Below are 20,690 nucleotides of genomic sequence, written 5' to 3'. Positions count from 1 at the left end.
CTGGTGCTGCCCACCGAGTGCGCCGGCTGCCGGCAACGCCGACCGGGGCTGCGGCACGGGGTCTGTCCGGACTGCGTCACCGCGCTGCGGGCGCTGCGCCCGGTTCCGGTGCGGCCGGTCCCGGCCCCGCCGGAACTGCCGCCCTGCCATGCCCTGGGCGAGTACGGCGGGCCGCTGCGGGAGATGCTGCTGGCGTACAAGGATCACGGCCGGCACGGTCTGGCCCGGCCACTCGGTGCGCTGCTCGCCGAGGTCGTCGCCGCGGCGGTCGGTGCGCCGGGCCCGGTGCTGCTGGTGCCGGTGCCGGACACCCCGACGGCGGCCCGGGCCCGCTACGGAGATCACCTGGGCCGACTGACCCGGCACTGCGCCCGTCGGCTGCGGGCCGTGGGCTGGCCGGTGCGGGTGCACCACGCGGTACGCGCCGGACCCCGACCGGACTCGGTGACGCTGGACAGCGCCGGGCGCGCGGCGGCCGCCACGTCCGCCTTCCGGGCCCGGTCGGGCCGCTTTCCGGCGGTCGCCGGGTCGACGGTGGTCCTGCTGGACGACATCGTCACCACCGGAGCGACCCTCGCGGCGGTCAGTCGGGTGCTGACTGTGCGCGGGCTGTCGCCGTACGGTGCGGCGGTGCTGGCCGCGACCCGGAAAAAGCACCAACAGTGACCGATCGTGTTTCCGTTTCACCCCTTCGTGTATGAGGTGTGGAAATTCTCGGGCCGGTCTTGGCGACCGGGGGTGACTGTCGGGCTAACAGGAGTTAGCGTTTGGCTGTCGGGGGTAGGAAGGCCACTCCACCCGCCCCCGGCGGTGAGAGGAGGCGTAGCCGCATTGACCGGTCGACGCCGAATGGGGCCGTCCCCCGGGCGCGACCGGATTTCCGGATCGAAGACCGTCCGAACGAGGGAGGTCACGTGGACATCGTGGTCAAGGGCCGTAACGTCGAAGTGCCGGACCATTACCGGGTGCACGTAGCAGACAAGCTCGCGAAGATCGAACGCTACGACCACAAGCTCATTCGTGTCGATGTCGAACTGTTCCACGAGCGCAATCCGCGCCAGGCCGATCACTGCCAGCGGGTGGAGATCACCTGCTATTCCCGTGGCCCGGTGATCCGGGCCGAGGCCTGCACCAGCGACTTCTACAGCGCGCTGGACTCGGCGATCGCCAAGCTCGACTCCCGGCTGCGGCGCGCGGCCGACCGGCGTCGGGTACACCGTGGCCGGCACGCGCCGCTCTCGGTCGCCGCCGCGACCGCCGGCCTGCCGGTGACCGACCTGCCCGCGCTGTCCGCCCCCGCGGAGACCAGCAGCGCCGCCGCGCAGACCGGCAGCGCCACCGCGGTGGCCGAGCGGCCCGAGGAGGAGTACGCCGACGACCAGCCGTGGCACATCGCCCGGGAGAAGGTGCACCCCGCCGAGCCGATGACCATCGACGACGCCCTGTTCCAGATGGAACTGGTGGGCCACGACTTCTATCTCTTCCAGGACAAGGAATCCGGCCGGCCGAGTGTGGTCTACCGGCGGCACGCCTACGACTACGGCATCATCTCGCTGGACATCTGAGTGTCACGGCGGCCCGGGTCGGCACTCGCCGGGCCGGGCCGCCGACGCTTGGTCGGGTGCGGCCGCCGGTCAATCCGTCGGATCCGTCGATAGCAGACCGTAGATCGTCGAATCGGCCCGGTGGCCGGCCGCACCGGGCAGCCGGCCGCGCAGCAGCCCCTCCCGCCGGAAGCCGACCTTCTCCAGCACCCGCTGGGACGCGGCGTTCTCGGGCAGGGTGCCGGCCCACAGCCGGGACAGGCCGACGTGGTCGAATCCCCACCGGGCGAGCAGCCGTACGGCGCGGGTGGCGTAGCCGCGTCCGCGCCACCGCGGCAGCAGGCTGTAGCCGATCATCGCCTGCCCGCTGGCGGGCTGGTCGTAGTTGAGCGTGCAGTTGCCGACGAAGTCACCGGACGCAGCGTCGAGGATCGTCATCGCGGCGGCGGTCCCGACCAGCCACTGCCCCTCCGCGTCAGCGCACCGCCGTTCGATGTCCTGCCGGGCCGGCGCTCCCGGGGGAACCCGACTGGCCGCCACCTCCGGATCGCTGTGCAGGCGGTAGGTCTGCTCGGCGTCGTCCGGTCCGAGTCGGCGCAGCACGACAACCCCGTCGGTGAGCCGGCCGTCGGGCAGGTCCGGCAGTGGACGCTCCGACGGGCCGGGCGGATCGTCGGCGAGGCGCACCCACACGGTCAGGTCCCGCCGGTCGCCGCCCCGGGCGGGCGTCGCGGAGCGGCGTACCCCCTCGGGCCGGAAACCGGCGGCCAGCGCGACCCGCTGGCTGATCGCGTTCTCCGGGCGGGTGAGCAGCTCCAGGCGGGCGGTGCCGCCGGCGAAGGCGTGCTCGGACAGGGCGCGGGTGGCGGCGGTGGCCACCCCTCGGCCGCGCGCCCACGGCGCCACCCAGTAGCCGATCTCGGCCTGGCCCCGTGGCGGCACCGGGTTGTTCAGGCCCACGGTGCCGACCAGCCGGTCGATCGTCGGGTCGACCACGGCGTACGCGGCGCCACCGCTGGCGAAGGCGGCCGGAGCACCCTGCGTGATCCACCACCGTGCGTCGGCCTCGGTGTACGGGTCGGGCAGCCCGTCGAGGAAGCGCTGGGTGAGCGGATCGGCGCAGCCGGCCGCGACATCCTCGACGTCGTCGAGGCGGAACGGCCGTAGCCGCACCCCGTACGCCTCGATCCACTGCTCGCTGTACTGATGATTCGCTCGCGGCCGCTCGCTCATGACAGGTCCTCCGCGAGCAGGGCACCGACCCAGGCGTCGACCCGGTTGCCGCGGTGGTGAAGGGCTCCTCGGGCGGTGCCCTCCATCGCGAAACCGGCCTTCTCGGCGGCCCGCCGGGAGGCGACGTTGCCGACGTTGGCTCGCCATTCGATCCGGGCCAGCCCGAGGGTGGTGAAGCCCCAGGCACACAGGGCCGCCAGCGCCGCCGGCTGGTACCCCCGCCCCCGGACCGGTGGCGCGGTCATGAAGCCGACGTCCGCCACCAGCGGGTCGGTCGGCGACAGCCGCAGGTCGATCGAGCCGGCGTACCGGTCCGCGGCGTCGGTGAGGACGAAGTTGGCGCTGGTACCGGCGGCCCAGGTGCCCTGGACGAACCGCAGGAAATCCTCGGCGTCCGCGCGCGTGTACCCCTCCGGCAGGGTCGTCCAGCGCAGCGTGTCCGGGTCCCGGCAGGTGGTGACGATCGCGTCGAGGTCGCGCTCCTCCATCGGGCGCAGGCTCAGCTCGTGCGTGCCGGCGGTGGCGAACAGGGTCGGTTGCGGCTGACCGAAGATGGCGGCACGACGCGCGTCCAGGGTGCCCGGACCGGCCGGGCCGACCTCGCCGGGCGCTGGTACGTCACCGGGCAGCAGCGTGCCGAACCACTCGTGGCCGCCGCCCACCGGCTCGGCGGCCCGCAGCCGCCCCTCGACCCGTACGCCGCAGCGCAGGGCGACCAGCCGGGAGGCGTGGTTGCCCACCCGTGCGCCCCAGAGCAGCCGGCGCAGCTTCAACTCGTCGAAGGACCACCGGGCGACGGCCCGCACGGCCCGCACGGCGACGCGCTGGCCCCGCGCCCATGGTGCGGTCCAGTACCCGATCTCGCTGAGTTCGTGGTCGCGGTCGATGGTGTTCAGCCCGCAGGCACCGAGCACCTCGCCGCCGGCGGCGTCGCAGACCGCGAAGGCCGCCGCGATGCCGCGTTCCCACTGACGGGCGCGGTCCGCGACAAAGCTCTGCGCGTGTTCGTGCCGGTACGGGCGAGGTACGGTGGTCCAGCGCTGGATGTCCGGATCCTGGCAGGCGCGGTGCACGGCGTCGGCGTCGGACTCCCGCCACGGCCGCAGCAGCAGACCGTCCTCGGTGATCTCCACGGGCTCCACCGGGCCATCGTGCCGGATCGTTCGCGCACGGCGTAACCGGATAACCGGGACGCGAACGAGAGCGGAGAGTGTTATGTCGGTTTCGCGGCGGCCGACCACCGCCACCAGTGACCATCCGCCCGATGGAGCGCCTACGATGGTTCGAGACTGTCTAGGGGAGCGTTGATCCGTGTCGATTCTGGAAAAGGTCCTCCGCGCGGGCGAGGGGCGCATGGTGCGCCGCCTCAAGGCGATCGCCGCCGCCGTCAACTCGATCGAGGACGACTACGTCAACCTCACTGACGATGAGCTGCGCGACATGACCGAGCAGTTCAGGGAGCGTCTCGCCGACGGCGAGACCCTGGACGACCTGCTGCCCGAGGCGTTCGCGGTCTGCCGGGAGGCGGCGGCCCGGGTGCTCGGTCAGCGGCCGTACGACGTGCAGGTGATGGGTGGCGCGGCGTTGCATTTCGGCAACATCGCCGAGATGAAGACCGGTGAGGGCAAGACCCTGACCTCGGTGATGCCGGTCTATCTCAACGCGCTGTCCGGCAAGGGCGTGCACGTGGTCACGGTGAACGACTACCTGGCCCAGCGTGACGCCGCCTGGATGGGCCGGGTGCACGAGTTCCTCGGCCTGACCGTCGGTGTGGTGCTGCCCAACCGTCCGGCCGCCGAGCACCGGGCGGCGTACGAGTGCGACATCACCTACGGCACGAACAACGAGTTCGGTTTCGACTACCTGCGCGACAACATGGCCTGGTCGAGGGAGGAGCTGGTCCAGCGCGGCCACAACTTCGCCGTGGTCGACGAGGTCGACTCGATCCTGATCGACGAGGCCCGTACCCCGCTGATCATCTCCGGCCCGGCCGAACACTCCGCCCGCTGGTACGGCGAGTTCGCCGCGGTGGTGGCCCGTCTCCAGTCGGGCAAGGACGGCGCGGGTGACTACGAGGTCGACTACTCCAAGCGCACCATCGCGGTCACCGAGCGGGGCGTGGCGAAGGTCGAGGACCGGCTCGGCATCGACAACCTCTACGAGTCGGTGAACACTCCGCTGGTCGGCTACCTGAACAACGCGATCAAGGCCAAGGAGCTGTACAAGCGCGACAAGGACTACATCGTCAGCGACGGCGAGGTCCTGATCGTCGACGAGTTCACCGGTCGCATCCTGCACGGTCGCCGCTACAACGAGGGCATGCACCAGGCGATCGAGGCCAAGGAGGGGGTGGAGATCAAGCAGGAGAACCAGACCCTGGCCACCATCACCCTGCAGAACTACTTCCGCCTCTACGACAAGCTCGCCGGGATGACCGGTACGGCCCAGACCGAGGCGGGCGAGTTCAACAAGGTCTACAAGGTCGGCGTGGTGACCATCCCGACCCACCGGCCGATGATCCGCGAGGACCGGGCCGACGTCATCTACAAGACCGAGCAGGCCAAGTTCAACGCGGTGATCGAGGACATCGCCGAGCGGCACCAGGCAGGTCAGCCGGTGCTCGTCGGCACGGTCTCGGTGGAGAATTCCGAGATCCTGGCCCGGCTGCTGACCCGTCGGGGCATCCCGCACTCGGTGCTGAACGCGAAGTTCCACGCCCGGGAGGCGGAGATCGTCGCTCAGGCCGGCCGTCGGGGCGCGGTCACGGTGGCCACCAACATGGCCGGCCGGGGCACCGACATCCTGCTCGGCGGCAACCCCGAGTTCCTCGCGGCAAACGAGCTGCGCCAGCGTGGACTGGACCCGCTGGAGAACGCCGAGGAGTACGACAAGGCCCTCGAAGAGGTGCTGCCGAAGTGGAAGCAGGCCTGCGACGCGGAGGCCGAGGAGGTCGCCGCCGCCGGTGGGCTGTACGTGCTGGGCACGGAACGGCACGAGTCCCGGCGGATCGACAACCAGCTGCGTGGTCGGTCCGGCCGGCAGGGTGACCCGGGCGAGTCGCGGTTCTACCTGTCCCTGCAGGACGAGCTGATGAAGCGGTTCCGCTCCGGTGCGGTGGAGGCGGTCATGGACCGCTTCAACATCCCGGAGGACGTGCCCATCGAGTCGAAGATGGTCACCCGCCAGATCAAGAGCGCCCAGGCCCAGATCGAGGGACAGAACGCCGAGATCCGGAAGAACGTCCTCAAGTACGACGAGGTCATGAACAAGCAGCGCCAGGTGATCTACGCCGAGCGGCTGCGCGTACTCAACGGTGAGGATCTCTCCGACCAGGTGCGCAACATGATCGACGACACCGTCGAGGCGTACGTGCGGGGGGCCACCTCGGACGGCTACGCCGAGGATTGGGATCTTGAGCAGTTGTGGTCCAGCCTCAAGCAGCTCTACCCGGTGGGCGTCACCATCGAGGAGCTGGAGGAGGAGGCGGGTGGGTCGCGGGCCAGCATCGACGCCGACTTCCTGCTCGCCCGGCTGAAGGAGGACGCGAACGCCGCGTACGACCGGCGGGAGGAGCAGCTCGGCGCCGAGGGCACCCGGCAGCTGGAGCGGATGGTGCTGCTCCAGGTCATCGACCGCAAGTGGCGTGAGCACCTCTACGAGATGGACTACCTCCAGGAGGGCATCACGCTGCGGGCGTACGCCCAGCGCGACCCGGTGGTGGAGTACCAACGTGAGGGCTTCGACATGTTCGCCACCATGATGGACGGCATCAAGGAGGAGACCGTCGGCTTCCTCTACAACCTCGAGGTGCAGGTCAACGAGCCGGAGCCGGAGGCCGAGGAGGTCCAGCTGCTGGACAAGCCGGTGGAGATCCGGGCCAAGGGCCTGGGTCGTGCACCGCAGCAGCAGGGGCTTCAGTACTCCGCGCCGACCATCGACGGCGAGGCCGGCTCCGGTGGCGTCGCGGTGCAGCGTGCGGAGCAGCGGGCTCCCGCGCTCGGCATCGGCCGCCCGGACCAGGCCGCCCCGGCGGCGCCGGGCCGGACCGCACCTGCCGCGCCGCAGCGTCCAGCGAGTGGCCTGCGTGGTCCGGCGGTCCCGGGCGGCAACTCCCGCCAGCCCGCACCGGGGCAGGCGACCGCCAGCAACGGACCGTCCCGCAACGCACCGTGCCCCTGTGGCTCGGGTCGTAAGTACAAGCGCTGCCACGGCGCGCCCGGCGGCACCTCGGCCGGCTAGGGATCCGTCCGACTCCGAAGGATCGCGCCCGGTCCCGGATCGAGTGGCCACCGCCCGGCGGACCCGGCCACTCGCCCGAGATCCGGGCGCGATCTCGTCCGGGCTCCGTCCGTGGCGGTCGGGCTGCGGGCGCGCCCGGTCAGAGAACCCGCAGGTCGGTGCAGAACCAGTTGCCACAGCGTTGCTCCAGGCGGAGCGCCATCGCCCAGCTACGACCGCCGGCACCGGTGAGCACGGCGGCGGCCTCGATGGCGGTGGGGCGCGGCTCGCAGACGCGCAGCCGGCGCAGCCGCACCCCGGGGCGCGCCGAACGCCGCCGGGCCGGAGCCCCACGTGCGGTGGCCCGGGCCAGCTCGGGCAGCAGCACCGCGACCCGAGCCGGATCGAGTTGACGACGTAGCTGCACCGGCGGCCGGAACCCGTTGAACACCTCCAGGCAGGTGGCGACGAAGCGGTGGGCGACCCGGGTGGCCCCGGGCGTGGCCGTGGTCAGTGCCTCGGGCGGCAGTTGCCGGGCCGGTTCGCGGCCGGACCACGCCGCACCCGGCCCGGCGGGTCGCCCGGCCTCGGCCGGCCACGGCACGCCCGGGCTGACCGGCCGACTGCCCGAGCGCGCGACCCCCTGCGGTGACTGCTGCCGCTCCGGACCACGGCCGCGAGGCCACTGGCGGCCGGCGGCGAACAGGTCGAGAGCGAGCTGGCCGTCGGCCGGGCGGGGCCAACCGGCGGTGTCCTCGTCGACGGAAGGCGGTTCGAAGACGGGCGCCGGGCGCAGCCGTACGGGCGGGCGCGCCGGCCCGGGTCGCCGGAGGTCGGTCATCGCAGTGCCTCCACCTGTCAAAGCCTATGTTTGCCTTCGTTTGCCTTCGACAGCCTTGATTGTCGGACACGGCAGAGCCCACGGTCAATGCCGTGGCAGCCCCTACCGCTCCTCGGAATCGCGTTCCGCCAACGGGTTGCCGCGTACCCACTCGGCGGTCTCGGCGTACTTGCGCTCGATGTACTCCTCCAGGCGGGCCCGTTCCACCCGCCACTGCCCCCGGCCGCCGATCTTGATCGCGGGCAGCTCGCCGCTGCGTACCATGTGGTAGACCTGCGAATCCGACACGTTCAGCTCGGTGGCCACGTCGGACAGCAGCAGGAACCTCGGCTCCACCGAAACTCCCCTGGTTGACGTCGTTCGCCTCAGTTTGCCACCGACGGCCGACCGCCGACCAATCCGTCGCCCGCCCGGCGGGACACACCGGCCCGCCGCCGGAACTTCCACGAGGGCGACACGAGGTGTATGACGGTCAGGGCGAACGGGCAGGACCGTACGCCGGACCGGCGGTGTCGCCGCCGGACTGAGCAGAGCGGGGGAGACCACGGTGACCGACGAGCTTGTCCGGGTCTACGTGCCGGCGACCGTACCGATGCTGACCAGGCTGCCGGAGCACGGACTCGCCGCGACGCAGGCGCACGCGGTGACCCCGACGCTGCGCGAGTGGTACGCGGAAGGCGACGAGGAGGAGTTGGAGTACGTCGCCTTCACCCGGGCCGCCCAGGACGCGCTGCAACTGATCCGTCATGACCCGGCCGCGCCGCGCCGACGGGTGGTGGTCTCGGCGGACCTGCCCGCGACGGCGATCGGTCGGGGCGACGGTGAACTCGGCTCCAGCGTGGTGGAGTTGCTCACCCCGGTGCCGGTCGCGGCCGTCGCGGCCGTGCACGTGGACGGGGTGGACGCCGCCACCGACGTGGCCGCCGCCGTCGAGGTGGTCTTGGAGGCGTTGGCCGGTGACCCCGACGCCCAGTTCACCGTCGACGGTGCCGAGGACCACGAGCTGGAGTGGTACGACCCCAGCGAACTGGAGTCGCTGCTGCGCGCCACCACCGCGGACAGCTGACCGCCGTCCGGGTCACCGGTCGTCGGCTACGCCTCGTCGTCGGGCGGCGCGCTGAGCGTGCGGCCGAAACTGACCACGGCGGTCAGCGCGCCGACGAACAGCACCCAGATGGCGTTGTCCACCCGCGAAGTGCCGAGTGAGGTCTGTGCGACCGCGTCCGCCTCGCTGAGCGCGGCGGCCAGCTCGATGAGCGAACGCCCGCCGATGCGGATGATCACCTCGGCGAGCAGCAGCAGAAGCCCGGGCCCGGCACCGGCCAGCAGGTACGCCGGCCAGCGCGGTCCAGCCGCGCCACCGTCCCGTACGGCTCGTCGCCGGGCCCAGGTGAGGTAGCCGAAGGCCAACGCCCCGGCGACCAGCCCGGCCAGCAGGGACTCGGTCCGGGAGACCCAACTGGCCGCGTCGACCAGCGACTGCTGGCTGTCGCCGGCGCCGAAGAGGTTGAACAGCGGATCCCGGGCCACGCTGAAGGCCACCACGAAGACCAGGGTGCCCAGCGCGGCGGCGGCCACGGCACCCACGACGGCACCGTCGCGGGCCCCGGCGAGCGCGCCGCCGATGACGGCCGCGGCGGCCGTGGTGCCGGCGATCGTGCGGGTGGTGACGTCGCCCGCGTAGGTGAGGTCGATCGCGAGCGCGGCGAGCAGGCCGACCAGCAGCCCGGCGCCGATCGCCACCGCGAAGCGCAGGGTCACCCGGTCGGTCCGGCGGGTCACCGGTTCCCCGGCGGCCAGCCCGACGGCGGCCCCGGCCACCAGCGCGGCCGAGATCACGCCGGGCAGGGCGAAGGCGGAGAGGCTCACCGCGGTGACCCCGGCCGTCGCCGAACTGATCGCCTCACGGGTCGACCAGAGCATCGCGGCCAGCCAGCCGATCGCCAGCAACGCCAGCACCGTCGCCGCCGGTGCGGGTGCCGGGCGGCCGGCTTCGATGGCGTCGCCCGCGCGTGGGTCGGCGGTCTCGGAGTGCTCGCCGACGTCCGGGTCGGTGGCCTCGGTCCGGTCGCTCGGTTCCGGATCGACGGCGCGGGACTGGTCGGGCTGAGCGGCGGTCGGCCCACCGGGCTCGTTGCTCAATCGTCTTCCCTTCGCCGCCGGGCCCGACGGGCCGCAACCGTCACCGGCAACCCAGCGTACGCGGCCGGGACGCGGGTGCGCCCGAAGCCCGCGCAGGCTGCATTTCTTCGGTCAGGTTTCGCAACGGGGAACGAATCGGTTCCAGTGAAGGTGAAGAACCTCGTTATCAATGGTCCACGCGCGCCCGGGGTGTCGGCGACCGATGCTGGCCGTGGGAGGATTGGCACGGGTCCCGCCAGCGCGGGGCCGGTTTCGCCATCGCCGCCGAGATCGCCAGGAGCCCTGATGGACGCCGTGTTCTCCGTACCCGAGCCACGTAACGAGCCGGTGCGCAGCTACGAGCCGGGCAGCACCGACCGAGAACGTCTCCAGCGGCGGCTCACCGAGCTGGCCGCCGAGCGCATCGACCTGCCGATGACCATCGCGGGCGAACAGCGGATGGCCGGCGGCGAGCCGATCCAGGTGGTGCAGCCGCACCGGCACGCGCACGTACTCGGGGTCACCGGCCACGCCACCCATGACGACGCGCGAGCGGCGGTCAAGGCCGCCAAGGACGCCGCACCGGGTTGGCGCACGCTGCCTTTCGAGGAGCGCGCCGCGATCTTCCTACGCGCCGCCGAGCTGCTCTCCGGACCGTGGCGGGACACCCTCAACGCGGCCACCATGCTCGGCCAGTCGAAGACCGCCGTCCAGGCCGAGATCGACTCGGCCTGCGAGTTCATCGACTTCCTGCGGTTCAACGTGCACTTCGCCCGCAATCTGCTGGCCGAGCAGCCGATGTCGTCGCCCGGCGTGTGGAACCGCTTCGACCACCGGCCGCTCGAAGGATTCGTCTACGCGGTCACCCCGTTCAACTTCACCGCCATCGCCGGCAACCTGCCCTCGGCGCCGGCCCTGCTCGGCAACACCGTGGTCTGGAAGCCGGGCCCGACCCAGCAGTTCGCCGCACACTTCACCATGCGCCTGTTCGAGGCGGCCGGCCTGCCGCCCGGTGTGATCAACATGGTGACCGGTCGGGGCGAGGAGGTCTCCGACGTGGTGCTGGCCGACCCCGACCTCGCCGGCATCCACTTCACCGGGTCCACCAAGGTCTTCCAGCACCTGTGGCGCACCGTCGGGGAGAACATCGCCGGCTACCGGGGTTACCCGAGGCTGGTCGGCGAGACCGGAGGCAAGGACTTCGTGGTCGCGCACTCCAGTGCCGACGTCGACGCCCTGCACACGGCGCTGATCCGGGGTGCCTTCGAGTACCAGGGGCAGAAGTGCTCGGCGGCCTCCCGCGCGTACGTTCCCCGGTCGCTCTGGGAGGGGGGCCTGCGCGACCGGCTGGCCGCGACCGCCGACGGGCTGGCCTACGGCGACGTCACCGACTTCCGCAACTTCGGCGGCGCGGTCATCGACGACAAGGCGTACTCCCGGCATACCGCGGCACTGGAGCTGATCTCCTCCGACGCCAGCTGCCGGGTCATCGCCGGCGGCACCGCGGACGACTCGGTCGGCTGGTTCGTCCGGCCGACGATCTTCGAATGCGAGGACGCGGCGCACGAGACCTTCACCACCGAGTACTTCGGTCCGATCCTCGGTGTGCACGTCTTCGACGACGCCCGCTTCGACGAGGTGGTCACGCAGGCCGAAGCCATCGCCCCGTACGCACTCACCGGGTCGATCTTCGCCACCGACCGGCGGGTGGTCGACGCGGTGGCCGAGAAGATGCGGTACGCGGCCGGCAACTTCTACATCAACGACAAGCCGACCGGCGCGGTGGTCGGTCAGCAGCCGTTCGGCGGTGCCCGGGCCAGCGGCACCAACGACAAGGCCGGGTCCTGGCACAACCTGGTCCGCTGGATGTCCCCCCGGACGATCAAGGAAACCTTCGTCCCACCGACCGACCACACCTACCCTCACATGGGCTGACGATGTGACGAAGGGCCCCCGACCGACGCCGCATGCTGTGCGGGGGCCCTTCCGTCCGCCCGGCCGGTCGCCGGTCGGGGACGACCGGACGCGGCAGGTGGCCGGCTTCGGTGGACCGTCGCGCGCCGACAGTGCACATAGGAAACCCCAATCGGTGGCGAAAAGGGGAAATCCTGGACGCTGGCCCGGCAAAGTGGCAGCGTAAGGGGCATGGCGGAATCCGGAGTGAACCCCACGGCGGCAGCCCTGCTCGGGCTGCTCCATGAGGGCCCCATGACAGGTGGCCAGTTGATGGCCGCCGCCGAGCGCCGGCTGGCGCCGTACTGGTCGATGACCCGAAGCCAGGTCTACCGCGAGTTGCCGGTGCTGGCCGAGCGAGGTTTCGTCCGACTGGGTAAACCCGGCCCGCGGATGAGTCAGCCGTACGCGATCACGGCATCGGGAAAACGGACATTTTCCCGATGGCTCGCCGAGGATCCGGGGCGGGACACCATCCGCAACCCGATCGCCCTGCGCATCGCCTTCGGGAACCTGCACTCCCCGAACCAGCTCAAGAACCTCCAGGCCGCGGCCAACGAGTACCACACCGACGCGCTGGCCCGGGTACGCGAGCAGGTCAAGAACGCCAAGAAGGAAGGCGACACGTACGACGCGAGCGCGCTGGAGTTCGCCGTGGCGTACCACCGCGCCGCCCTGTCCTGGCTCAAGAGCGCCGCCCCCAGCTGACCCTGGTTCCGATCCGAGCGGGGCTCGCAAGCTCACTCCTCGTCCGCGCGGGGTTTGTTTGGCGCGGACTGCGGGGCTCGCAAGCTCACTCCTCGTCCGCGCGGGGTTTGTTTGGCGCGGACTGCGGGGCTCGCAAGCTCACTCCTCGTCCGCGCGGGGTTTGTTTGGCGCGGACTGCGGGGCTCGCAAGCTCACTCCTCGTCCGCGCAGTACCCTTGTCTGTCGTGACCGCTGCCGACTTCGCCGAACAGCTCAAGGAACTCGACGCCACCCTGCGCAACATCGAGGCGGTGCTCGACCTCGACCGTCTCCGCGAGGACAAGGCCCGCCTGGAGCAGGAGGCGTCCGCCCCGGATCTCTGGGACGACCAGGCCCGCGCCCAGCAGGTGACCTCGCAGCTGTCGTACGTCAACGGCGAGATCGACAAGCTCGGCAGCCTGCGGTCACGGCTGGACGACGCGCACGTCCTGCTGGAACTCGCCGAGGCGGAGTCCGACTCGGGGGTGCTCACCGAGGTCGAGTCCGAGATCACCGGGCTGACCAAGGCCATCCAGGAGATGGAGGTCCGCACGCTGCTCTCCGGTGAGTACGACTCCCGGGAGGCGCTGGTGGCCATCCGGGCCGGCGCTGGCGGCGTGGACGCGGCCGACTTCGCCGAGATGCTGCTGCGGATGTACCTCCGCTGGGCCGAGCGGCACGGCTACCCGACCGAGGTCTACGAGACCTCGTACGCCGAGGAGGCCGGCCTGAAATCGGCCACCTTCACGGTCAAGGTCCCGTACGCGTACGGCACGCTCAGCGTGGAGTCCGGCACCCACCGGCTGGTGCGGATCAGCCCGTTCGACAACCAGGGGCGGCGGCAGACCAGCTTCGCCGGGGTCGAGGTGCTGCCGGTCGTCGAGCAGACCGACCACATCGACATCCCCGAGAACGAGATGCGGATCGACGTCTACCGCTCCTCGGGCCCCGGCGGGCAGAGCGTCAACACCACCGACTCGGCGGTACGGATCACCCACGTTCCCACCGGCATCGTGGTGACCTGCCAGAACGAGAAGTCCCAGTTGCAGAACAAGGCCTCCGCGCTGCGGGTGCTCCAGGCCCGGCTGCTGGAGCGCAAGCGCCAGGAGGAACAGGCAAAGCTCCAGGGGCTCAAGACCGACGCCGCCGGGTCGTGGGGCGACCAGATGCGTTCGTACGTGCTGCATCCCTATCAGATGGTGAAGGATCTGCGGACCGAGCAGGAGACCGGCAACCCCAGCTCGGTCTTCGACGGCGACCTGGACTCCTTCATCGAGGCGGGGATCCGGTGGCGCAAGCAGCAGCAACTGGCCGGCGACCGTGCGTGATCGATCGTGGGCGGAGCGCGCCGTCGATCTCCACCTGACGTGCTGATTTGATGACTTGCCCCGCAACGGCGGGGCGTGGGACTTGGCACGACAGTTACACGGCGTAGACTCACCACCCGTGATTCAGCTTGAGCAAGTGACGAAGACGTACCCGAAGGCGTCGCGGCCTTCGCTCGACAACGTGTCCGTGTCGATCGACAAGGGCGAGTTCGTCTTCTTCATCGGCCCATCCGGCTCCGGCAAGTCGACGATCGTCAAGATGCTGCTGCACGAGGTGGTCCCCAACAAGGGGCGCGTCGTCGTCAACGGCAAGGACGTCACGTCGATGCGGTCCTGGAAGCGCCCGCACTTCCGCCGCTCGATCGGCTGCGTCTTCCAGGACTTCCGGCTGCTGCCCAACCGCACCGCGTACGAGAACGTGGCCTTCGCGCTGGAGGTGATCGGCAAGACCAAGGCGGTGGCCCGTCGGGTCGTGCCGGAGGTGCTGGAACTGGTCGGCCTCGGCGGCAAGGAGCACCGCTACCCGCACGAGCTCTCCGGTGGTGAGCAGCAGCGTGTGGCGGTGGCCCGGGCGTTCGTGAACCGTCCGCTGATCCTGCTGGCGGACGAGCCGACCGGAAACCTGGACCCGGACACCTCAATCGAGATCATGCGCCTGCTGGACCGGATCAACCGCACCGGCACCACCGTCGTGATGGTCACGCACGACTCCAACATCGTGAACCAGATGCGCCGCCGCGTCATCGAGATCGAGAGCGGCCGTATCGTTCGCGACCAGGCCCGCGGCGTCTACGGGTGACGGCACCTACCCACCACACCCCGATCTGACGACGAACACCTCACGCCGGAGAGCCGGAGGAAATCCCGATGCGGATGAAATACGTCATGTCCGAGGTACTGGTCGGACTGTGGCGCAACGTGACCATGACCATCGCGATGATCATCACGATGGCGGTCTCGCTGACCATGCTCGGTGCCAGCGGCCTGATCTACACCAAGGTCGCCGACATGAAGCAGTTGTACTTCGAGAACATCGAGGTCTCGATCTTCCTGGACGCCGAGGTGACGGACGAGCAGCGCAGCGCCATCGCCACCCAGTTGGAGTCCGACCCGCTGGTCTCACAGGTCACGTACGTCAACAAGGACGAGGCCTTCCAGCGTTTCCAGGAGATGTTCCGGGACTCGCCGGACCTGCTCAGCGCGGTCAAGGCGGACCAGCTTCCGGAGTCGTACCGGCTCAAGCTGGTCAACCCGGAGGAGTACAAGACCATCTCCGACCAGTACACGGCGGTCGAGGGGGTCGACCAGGTCGTCGACCAGAGCCAGGTGCTGGACAAGATCTTCAACCTCTTCACCGCCGGGCAGAACATCGCGCTCGTCGCCGCGATCGCGATGGCGGTCGCCGCGCTGCTGCTGGTCGCCAACACCATCCAGGTCGCCGCGTACAGCAAGCGTCGTGAGGTCGCGGTCATGAAGCTGGTCGGCGCGTCGAACTGGTTCATCCAGGCGCCGTTCGTGCTGGAGGCGGTGGTCGCCGGTCTGATCGGCTCGATCCTGGGCCTCGGCGCCCTGATCGCCCTCAAGATTTTCCTCTTCGACGGCGCGCTCAGCGCTCTCCAGGGGCTCTTCGCACCGGTGAGTTGGGGCGAGGTGTTCCTGACCTTCCCGGTGATGGCCGGCGTCGGTGGCCTGATCAGCGCGGTCACCGCCTGGGTCACCCTCCGTTTCTACCTGCGGGTCTAGTTCGTCGCCCAAGGGCCCTCCCGCGCCGGAATAAACGGCGCGGGAGGGCCCTTGTCGTTCGGGTAGCATGATCTCCGCTCGGCGGCCGGCCAGGTCGGCCACGGGCGACAGCGAAAGGAGGTGGCGCGGCGATGCCACGGGAGAAGGGGCGCAAGGTCGTCGCCTCCAACAAGAAGGCGCGTCACGACTACGCCATCCTCGACACGTACGAGGCGGGCATGGCGTTGACCGGCACCGAGGTCAAGTCGTTGCGGGCCGGACGGGCCTCGCTCGTCGACGCGTTCGCGCAGGAACGGGACGGCGAACTCTATCTGCACAGCATGCACATCCCCGAGTACACGCAGGGCACCTGGACCAACCACGAGCCCCGGCGCACCCGCAAACTGCTGCTCAAGCGGCTGGAGATCGACCGGCTGATCGGCAAGCTGCGGGAGAGCGGGCTGACCCTGGTGCCGCTTCAGGTCTACTTCTCCGACGGCTGGGCCAAGGTGGAGATCGGCCTGGCGAAGGGTAAGAAGGCCTACGACAAGCGCCAGGACCTCGCCAAGCGGGACGCCGACCGGGAGATCCAACGCGCGGTCGGGCGGCGGGGCAAGGGAATGACCGACTGATTTGTCCGGAATCTCCTGCCCGGTGCGTCGCTCCGGGCTAGGGATGATTCCGGTTGCGGCAGGCGTTACGCTTGTCGGAGCCGCCGGAGATCGGCGGCCTGTCGAGGGGGTGACTGGTTTCGACTTCGTACGTTGCGGCAGGGGAAGCGAGCCGAGGAAGCCGACGTCGTCTCGAGAATCGTTCGTCGGAAACCAATAAGCGCCAAGAACAATCGCGCTGACTTCGCTCTCGCCGCCTGAGGCGAGTAGCAAGTCTGTCGGCCTGGGAGCGCCTTCGACCCAGTTAGCCGGCATCAGCTAGAAGGCTGGCCAACCGGACCCGGTCGCGGGGTCCGTGCGGCGAGATCAATCAGCGACTGGGCCCGTCACACCGACTCGCTCGCGTGATCGGAGGGGCCGAGTAGAGGCACAGCGAGCTGCGCTCGGAGAAGCCCTGACAAGGCGGCGAAGGACCCGGGTTCGATTCCCGGCACCTCCACCTCCACCACCTGACTGCGCGCCCCGGTCACCCGACCGGGGCGCGCAGTCTTTTTGCCCGCCCGCCCCGGTCGGCCGACGTCAGCGGTACCCGCCGACGCAGCCGTCGGGCGATCCGTTCGGCCGGGCCAGGCGACGGCCGGCGTAGCGGGACACGGGAACCAGCCGGCGGGCACTGCCGTCAAAGTCGTCATGCGCCGCGTCCTCGCCCTGCTGGGCCTGCCACTGCTGATGATGGCCGCCGGTTGCGCCCCGGCGGGCAGCGAATCGACCGGCCCGGGAATCCCGAGTGACCGGCACGAGGCGTTCGAGCAGCGCGCCACGGCGGTCGCGCAGGCGTGGCGCCCAAGCGCGGCGTGGAGTGACGGTTACCTGCCGCTTCAGGAGCCCACGGTGCTCCTCGGCGAGCCCGCGTTCACCGAGGAGACCAAGCTCGCCTTCCACGCCGGCTGGTACCGGCAGCAGGTGCCGTTGCCGCCGGGGCGGCCGGCCGACGGCACCGTCCGCTTCCCGGACGGGGAACTACGCGTACCACTGGTCAGCGCGGCCGAGGCATATCGGCTGATCGACCAGGGCGACCCGCCACCCTGTCCCGGGCGGCCGAAGGACCCGGGCACGCCGCCGCCGGCCAACCCGCCGGACGGGCCGGACGCCCCGGTGAGCAGCGGCCCGCAGGCCGCCTGCATCCCGCTCACCGTCACCGGTGTCGAGCTGGGCGCCGCGCCGGTGCGGACCAGCCGGGGTGAGGCGCAGGTGCCGGCCTGGCTGTTCACCGTCGAGGAGATCGACGCCGTGGTGGCCCGGCTCGCGGTGGCACCCGACGCCGTCGGGGCCCTGCCCGAGCCGGTCGTGCCGTCCACGCCCGCGCCGCAGAATCTGGTCAGCGCGCAGGACGTCGAGTCCGCCGACGGTACGACGGTGAACTTCCGGCTCGGCGTCGGTAGCTGCGATACCGGGATCACCCCACTGGTGCAGGAGCACGATCACGTGGTCGTGGTCGGCGGCACGGTGGTACGGAGCACCGGAGTCTGCGACGACATGCTCAGGCTGGAACCGGTCACGGTGACGCTGCGGGCACCGTTGGCGGACCGACCGATCCTCGACGTGGTGAGCGCGGCGCCGCTGCGCTTCACCGGCGACTGACGCCATCCGGTCCCGGGGTGGCGTCGGCCGGGGCCGTCCTGCCACCGCTGCCCACCAGGTTCAGAGAATCGGCGGCACGTCGGTGCGAATCGGCACCGGCAGCACCGTCGGTCCGTCGGCCCGCAGTGCCGTGGCCAGTGCCTCGCCGAGCTGGTCCGGATCGTCGGCGACGGTGGTGGCGCACCCGTAGCCGCGGGCTATCGCCGTGACGTCGATGCCGGGCAGGTCCAGCCCGGGTACGCCCGGCGTCTGCTTGAGTTCCGCGAACGCCTTGAGGATCGCGTACTGCTGGTTGACCGGCACGACGACGACCAACGGCAACCGCAACTGGCTGGCGGTCCAGAGCGCCTGGACCGAGTAGTGGAACGAGCCGTCGCCGATCACCGCGATCACCGGCCGGTGGCGACCGGTGTCCCGCTGCGCCAGCGCGATGCCGACGGCCGCCGGCAGGCCGTACCCGAGACCACCGCTGGCCATCGTGAAGTACGACCCGGCAGTGTCGAAGCGCAGGCGGCGCCGCAGCGCCGACAGGTTCGACGGGGACTCCTGCACCAGCACCCCGTCGGCGGGCCAGTGCCGGGCCAGTGCGGCGAAGAGTCCGTCGGCGCTGAGCGGAGACGAGTCCTCCACCGGCGACGGCGCGGGCCGGGCGGGTGGGGATGGCCGGTCGGCCGGTGGCACCAGGTCGGCCAGCGCGGCGAGGGTGAGCCCGGCGTCACCGAGGAGGCTGTCCCCGACCGGGGCCCGGGCCGCCTCCTCGGGGTCGTCGGTGACATGCAGCAGCCGGGCGCCGTCCGGCAGCGTCTCACCGGGCACGTGTGGGTAGTACCGGAACACCGGGGCGCCGACCACCAGCACGGTGTCGTGCCCGCGGAGCTGGTCGGCCAACGGGCCGATCGCGAACGGCAGCACGCCCCGGAAATGCGGATGATTCTCCGGGAAGGCGGTCCGCTCGGGTGCGGGCGCCGACCAGACCGGGGCGCTCAGCCGCTCCGCGAGGGCGACACCGGCCTCCCACGCGCCGGCCCGGTCCACGGCGGCGCCGTACACCAGGGCCGGCGACCGACTCGTCGCCAGCGCCGCGGCGAACTGACGGAGTCGTTCGGGATCGGGAGCGAACCGGGTGGCCACCGTGCGGGCCTGCGGCGGCGGGTCGGCGGGCTGGGCCCAGTCGTCCAGCGGCAACGAGAGGAAGACGGGCCCGGTCGGGGGTTGGATCGCGGTCGCGTACGCCCGCATGAGCGCCGCCGGGACGTCCTGGGCCCGGACCGGCTCATGGGCCCACTTGACGTAGGGCTGAGGCAGTTCGGTGGGGTGGCGGGCGGTCAGGCGGGGTTCGAGCAGCAGCATCTCCCGGGTCTGCTGTCCGGCGGTGACGATCAGCGGGGTCCGGTTGTGCCAGGCGGTGACGATGTTGCCCATGGCGTTGCCGGTGCCCGGTGCGGTGTGCAGGTTGACATGCGCCGGTGCCCCGGTGACCTGTGCGTAGCCGTCGGCCATGCCCACCGCCGAAGCCTCGTGCAGTGCGAGCACGTAGTGGAAGTCGTCCGGAAAGGCGTGCAGGAACGGCTCCTCGGTGGAGCCGGGATTGCCGAAGACGGTGGTCAGGCCCAGGGCCCGGAGCAGGTCGTAGGTGGTGTCGCGGACCGTTGCCATCGCTTCTGAATGTATCGGGGCGACTCGGGAGTAAAGGGCATTTCGCCGCTGCTCCCGGCTGAGTTTCCTACCGCACCGACCAGTTGCGCCGTCAGATGGTGACGGGTTGCCCGGCCCCGCCGACCGTCTGTCGATCACCCGACTGTCAGGCCTTCGCCTGGATCGGGGGGCGCAAGCTATGGTGCCAGGCATGGCGATGACAGCGCGGATGTCACCGGTTGGGCCCACCGTCGACGAGTGTCACCGGTTCCGCCTCCCCGTGCGCGACTGACGGGTACGCGTGATGCAGGGAGAGGGGCAGGCGATCGGCGGGCAGGCGACGGAGTCGATGACCGGGAAGCTGCTGGTGGCGACACCGGCGCTGAAGGACCCGAACTTCGACCGTACCGTCGTGCTGCTGGTCGCGCACGAGCCCGGCGGTGCGCTCGGTGTGGTGCTGAACCGGGCCACCGAGGTACCGGTGGCGGACGTGCTGCGCGACTGGGGCGACCTGGCTCGCCACCCGGCGGTGCTGTTCGAGGGCGGCCCCGTGCAGCCCGACTCCGCCATCTGCCTGGCCCGGCTGCGGTCGCCGGTGCGCCGCCTCAAAGGCTTCCACCAGGTTTCCGGCGCGGTCGGCACGCTCGACCTGTCGGTCGACCCGCAGCGGCTACGGGAGAACGTGCAGAGCATCCGGGTCTTCGCCGGATACGCGGGCTGGGGTAGCGGCCAACTGGAGCAGGAGATCGAGGACGGCTCCTGGTTCGTGCTCGACGCGCTGCCCGGTGACGCGTTCGTCGACCGGCCCGACGACCTGTGGCCGATGGTGCTGCGCCGCCAGGGCGGCATGATGGCCGCGGTCGCGTACTTCCCGCCCGACGTGGCGCTGAACTGACGGCGTCGGCGGGCACCCCCGCGAGATGACCATGCCGGTGGGCGTGTGTATAGTTCTTCCCGTGCCCGGGCGACCGGGTGCGACAGCAAGGGGCCGTGGCGCAGCTGGTAGCGCACCACACTGGCAGTGTGGGGGTCAGGGGTTCGAGTCCCCTCGGCTCCACTTGTTTCTCGCGGTTAAGCCGACATTGGTCCTCGACTGATGTCGGTTTTCCATTCTCGT

At 70.8% G+C, this 20,690-nt stretch carries 18 protein-coding genes, 1 tRNA gene and 1 other RNA gene; 14 read left to right on the top strand and 6 right to left on the bottom strand.

The window, feature by feature from the left end; all coding sequences use genetic code 11:
- Window positions 1-3: 3 nt before the first annotated feature.
- A complete protein-coding gene (locus O7605_RS14755; RefSeq protein ID WP_269742638.1) occupies window positions 4-666 on the top strand; it encodes a ComF family protein in 663 nt (220 codons plus the stop codon).
- Window positions 667-914: 248 nt separating this feature from the next.
- The gene (gene hpf, locus O7605_RS14750; protein WP_269739723.1) at window positions 915-1,565 is read left to right on the top strand and encodes a ribosome hibernation-promoting factor, HPF/YfiA family; all 651 of its coding nucleotides are present in this window, start codon (window positions 915-917) and stop codon (window positions 1,563-1,565) included.
- A gap of 69 nt (window positions 1,566-1,634) precedes the next feature.
- Here hpf and O7605_RS14745 read toward each other — a convergent pair whose 3' ends face one another.
- Together O7605_RS14745 and O7605_RS14740 are read right to left on the bottom strand one after the other, a co-directional pair.
- Window positions 1,635-2,777, bottom strand: coding sequence for a GNAT family N-acetyltransferase (locus tag O7605_RS14745; RefSeq protein ID WP_269739722.1), 1,143 nt, complete (start codon window positions 2,775-2,777; stop codon window positions 1,635-1,637).
- Entirely contained in the window at window positions 2,774-3,919 is a 1,146-nt protein-coding gene (locus O7605_RS14740) for a GNAT family N-acetyltransferase (RefSeq protein WP_269739721.1), read from the bottom strand. The genes O7605_RS14745 and O7605_RS14740 overlap by 4 nt, the downstream gene beginning before the upstream one ends.
- A 169-nt stretch (window positions 3,920-4,088) precedes the next feature.
- Here O7605_RS14740 and secA point away from each other — a divergent pair, with 169 nt between their 5' ends.
- Entirely contained in the window at window positions 4,089-7,016 is a 2,928-nt protein-coding gene (secA, locus tag O7605_RS14735) for a preprotein translocase subunit SecA (protein WP_269739720.1), read from the top strand.
- 139 nt (window positions 7,017-7,155) lie between these two features.
- On the opposite strand, the gene O7605_RS14730 is transcribed toward secA, so the two are convergent.
- Together O7605_RS14730 and O7605_RS14725 are read right to left on the bottom strand one after the other, a co-directional pair.
- Entirely contained in the window at window positions 7,156-7,836 is a 681-nt protein-coding gene (locus tag O7605_RS14730; RefSeq protein WP_269739719.1) for an Rv3235 family protein, read from the bottom strand.
- Between the two features lie 102 nt (window positions 7,837-7,938).
- Window positions 7,939-8,172, bottom strand: a complete 234-nt coding sequence (locus O7605_RS14725; protein WP_269739718.1) for a helix-turn-helix domain-containing protein — start codon at window positions 8,170-8,172, stop codon at window positions 7,939-7,941.
- Window positions 8,173-8,383: 211 nt separating this feature from the next.
- Between O7605_RS14725 and O7605_RS14720 the strand changes: the two genes are divergently transcribed.
- Window positions 8,384-8,902, top strand: coding sequence for a DUF6912 family protein (locus O7605_RS14720; RefSeq protein WP_269739717.1), 519 nt, complete (start codon window positions 8,384-8,386; stop codon window positions 8,900-8,902).
- Between the two features lie 26 nt (window positions 8,903-8,928).
- Here the strand turns inward: O7605_RS14720 and O7605_RS14715 are convergent, their stop codons facing one another.
- On the bottom strand, window positions 8,929-9,978 hold the full coding sequence (locus O7605_RS14715) for a hypothetical protein (RefSeq protein ID WP_269739716.1): 1,050 nt from the start codon (window positions 9,976-9,978) through the stop codon (window positions 8,929-8,931).
- Window positions 9,979-10,263: 285 nt separating this feature from the next.
- On the opposite strand from O7605_RS14715, the gene pruA reads away from it, so the two are divergent.
- The 8 genes from pruA (at window position 10,264) to O7605_RS14675 (ending at window position 17,938) form a co-directional block, all read left to right on the top strand.
- Window positions 10,264-11,892 carry an L-glutamate gamma-semialdehyde dehydrogenase gene (gene pruA / locus O7605_RS14710; RefSeq protein ID WP_269739715.1) on the top strand — a complete coding sequence of 543 codons (1,629 nt, stop codon included), beginning with the start codon at window positions 10,264-10,266 and terminating at the stop codon, window positions 11,890-11,892.
- A 210-nt stretch (window positions 11,893-12,102) separates the two neighbouring features.
- Window positions 12,103-12,618: a PadR family transcriptional regulator gene (locus tag O7605_RS14705; RefSeq protein WP_269739714.1), complete on the top strand. Its 516-nt coding sequence runs from the start codon at window positions 12,103-12,105 to the stop codon at window positions 12,616-12,618.
- 224 nt (window positions 12,619-12,842) lie between these two features.
- Window positions 12,843-13,964, top strand: coding sequence for a peptide chain release factor 2 (gene prfB / locus O7605_RS14700; RefSeq protein WP_269739713.1), 1,122 nt, complete (start codon window positions 12,843-12,845; stop codon window positions 13,962-13,964).
- A gap of 118 nt (window positions 13,965-14,082) precedes the next feature.
- Window positions 14,083-14,763 carry a cell division ATP-binding protein FtsE gene (gene ftsE / locus O7605_RS14695; protein ID WP_093406596.1) on the top strand — a complete coding sequence of 227 codons (681 nt, stop codon included), beginning with the start codon at window positions 14,083-14,085 and terminating at the stop codon, window positions 14,761-14,763.
- Between the two features lie 68 nt (window positions 14,764-14,831).
- Window positions 14,832-15,707 (top strand): permease-like cell division protein FtsX, encoded by an 876-nt coding sequence (gene ftsX, locus O7605_RS14690; RefSeq protein WP_269739712.1) that lies wholly within the window; start codon window positions 14,832-14,834, stop codon window positions 15,705-15,707.
- 131 nt (window positions 15,708-15,838) lie between these two features.
- Window positions 15,839-16,318 (top strand): SsrA-binding protein SmpB, encoded by a 480-nt coding sequence (gene smpB, locus O7605_RS14685; RefSeq protein ID WP_269739711.1) that lies wholly within the window; start codon window positions 15,839-15,841, stop codon window positions 16,316-16,318.
- A gap of 105 nt (window positions 16,319-16,423) precedes the next feature.
- Window positions 16,424-16,799: a transfer-messenger RNA gene (gene ssrA / locus O7605_RS14680) on the top strand.
- 188 nt (window positions 16,800-16,987) lie between these two features.
- Complete coding sequence (locus O7605_RS14675; RefSeq protein WP_269739710.1) at window positions 16,988-17,938, top strand: hypothetical protein; 951 nt, start codon at window positions 16,988-16,990, stop codon at window positions 17,936-17,938.
- A 60-nt stretch (window positions 17,939-17,998) separates the two neighbouring features.
- Here the strand turns inward: O7605_RS14675 and mdlC are convergent, their stop codons facing one another.
- Window positions 17,999-19,594, bottom strand: a complete 1,596-nt coding sequence (gene mdlC, locus O7605_RS14670; RefSeq protein ID WP_269739709.1) for a benzoylformate decarboxylase — start codon at window positions 19,592-19,594, stop codon at window positions 17,999-18,001.
- Between the two features lie 283 nt (window positions 19,595-19,877).
- On the opposite strand from mdlC, the gene O7605_RS14665 reads away from it, so the two are divergent.
- Both O7605_RS14665 and O7605_RS14660 read left to right on the top strand, forming a co-directional pair.
- Window positions 19,878-20,468 carry a YqgE/AlgH family protein gene (locus O7605_RS14665; RefSeq protein WP_269739708.1) on the top strand — a complete coding sequence of 197 codons (591 nt, stop codon included), beginning with the start codon at window positions 19,878-19,880 and terminating at the stop codon, window positions 20,466-20,468.
- A gap of 89 nt (window positions 20,469-20,557) precedes the next feature.
- Window positions 20,558-20,630, top strand: a tRNA-Ala gene (locus tag O7605_RS14660).
- Window positions 20,631-20,690: the final 60 nt, after the last annotated feature.

The sequence above is a fragment of the Verrucosispora sp. WMMA2121 genome (assembly GCF_027460185.1).
Taxonomy (GTDB): Bacteria; Actinomycetota; Actinomycetes; order Mycobacteriales; family Micromonosporaceae; genus Micromonospora; species Micromonospora palythoicola.
Note: the sequence above shows the minus strand (reverse complement) of the source record. Positions and strands in the feature narration are given on the sequence as shown.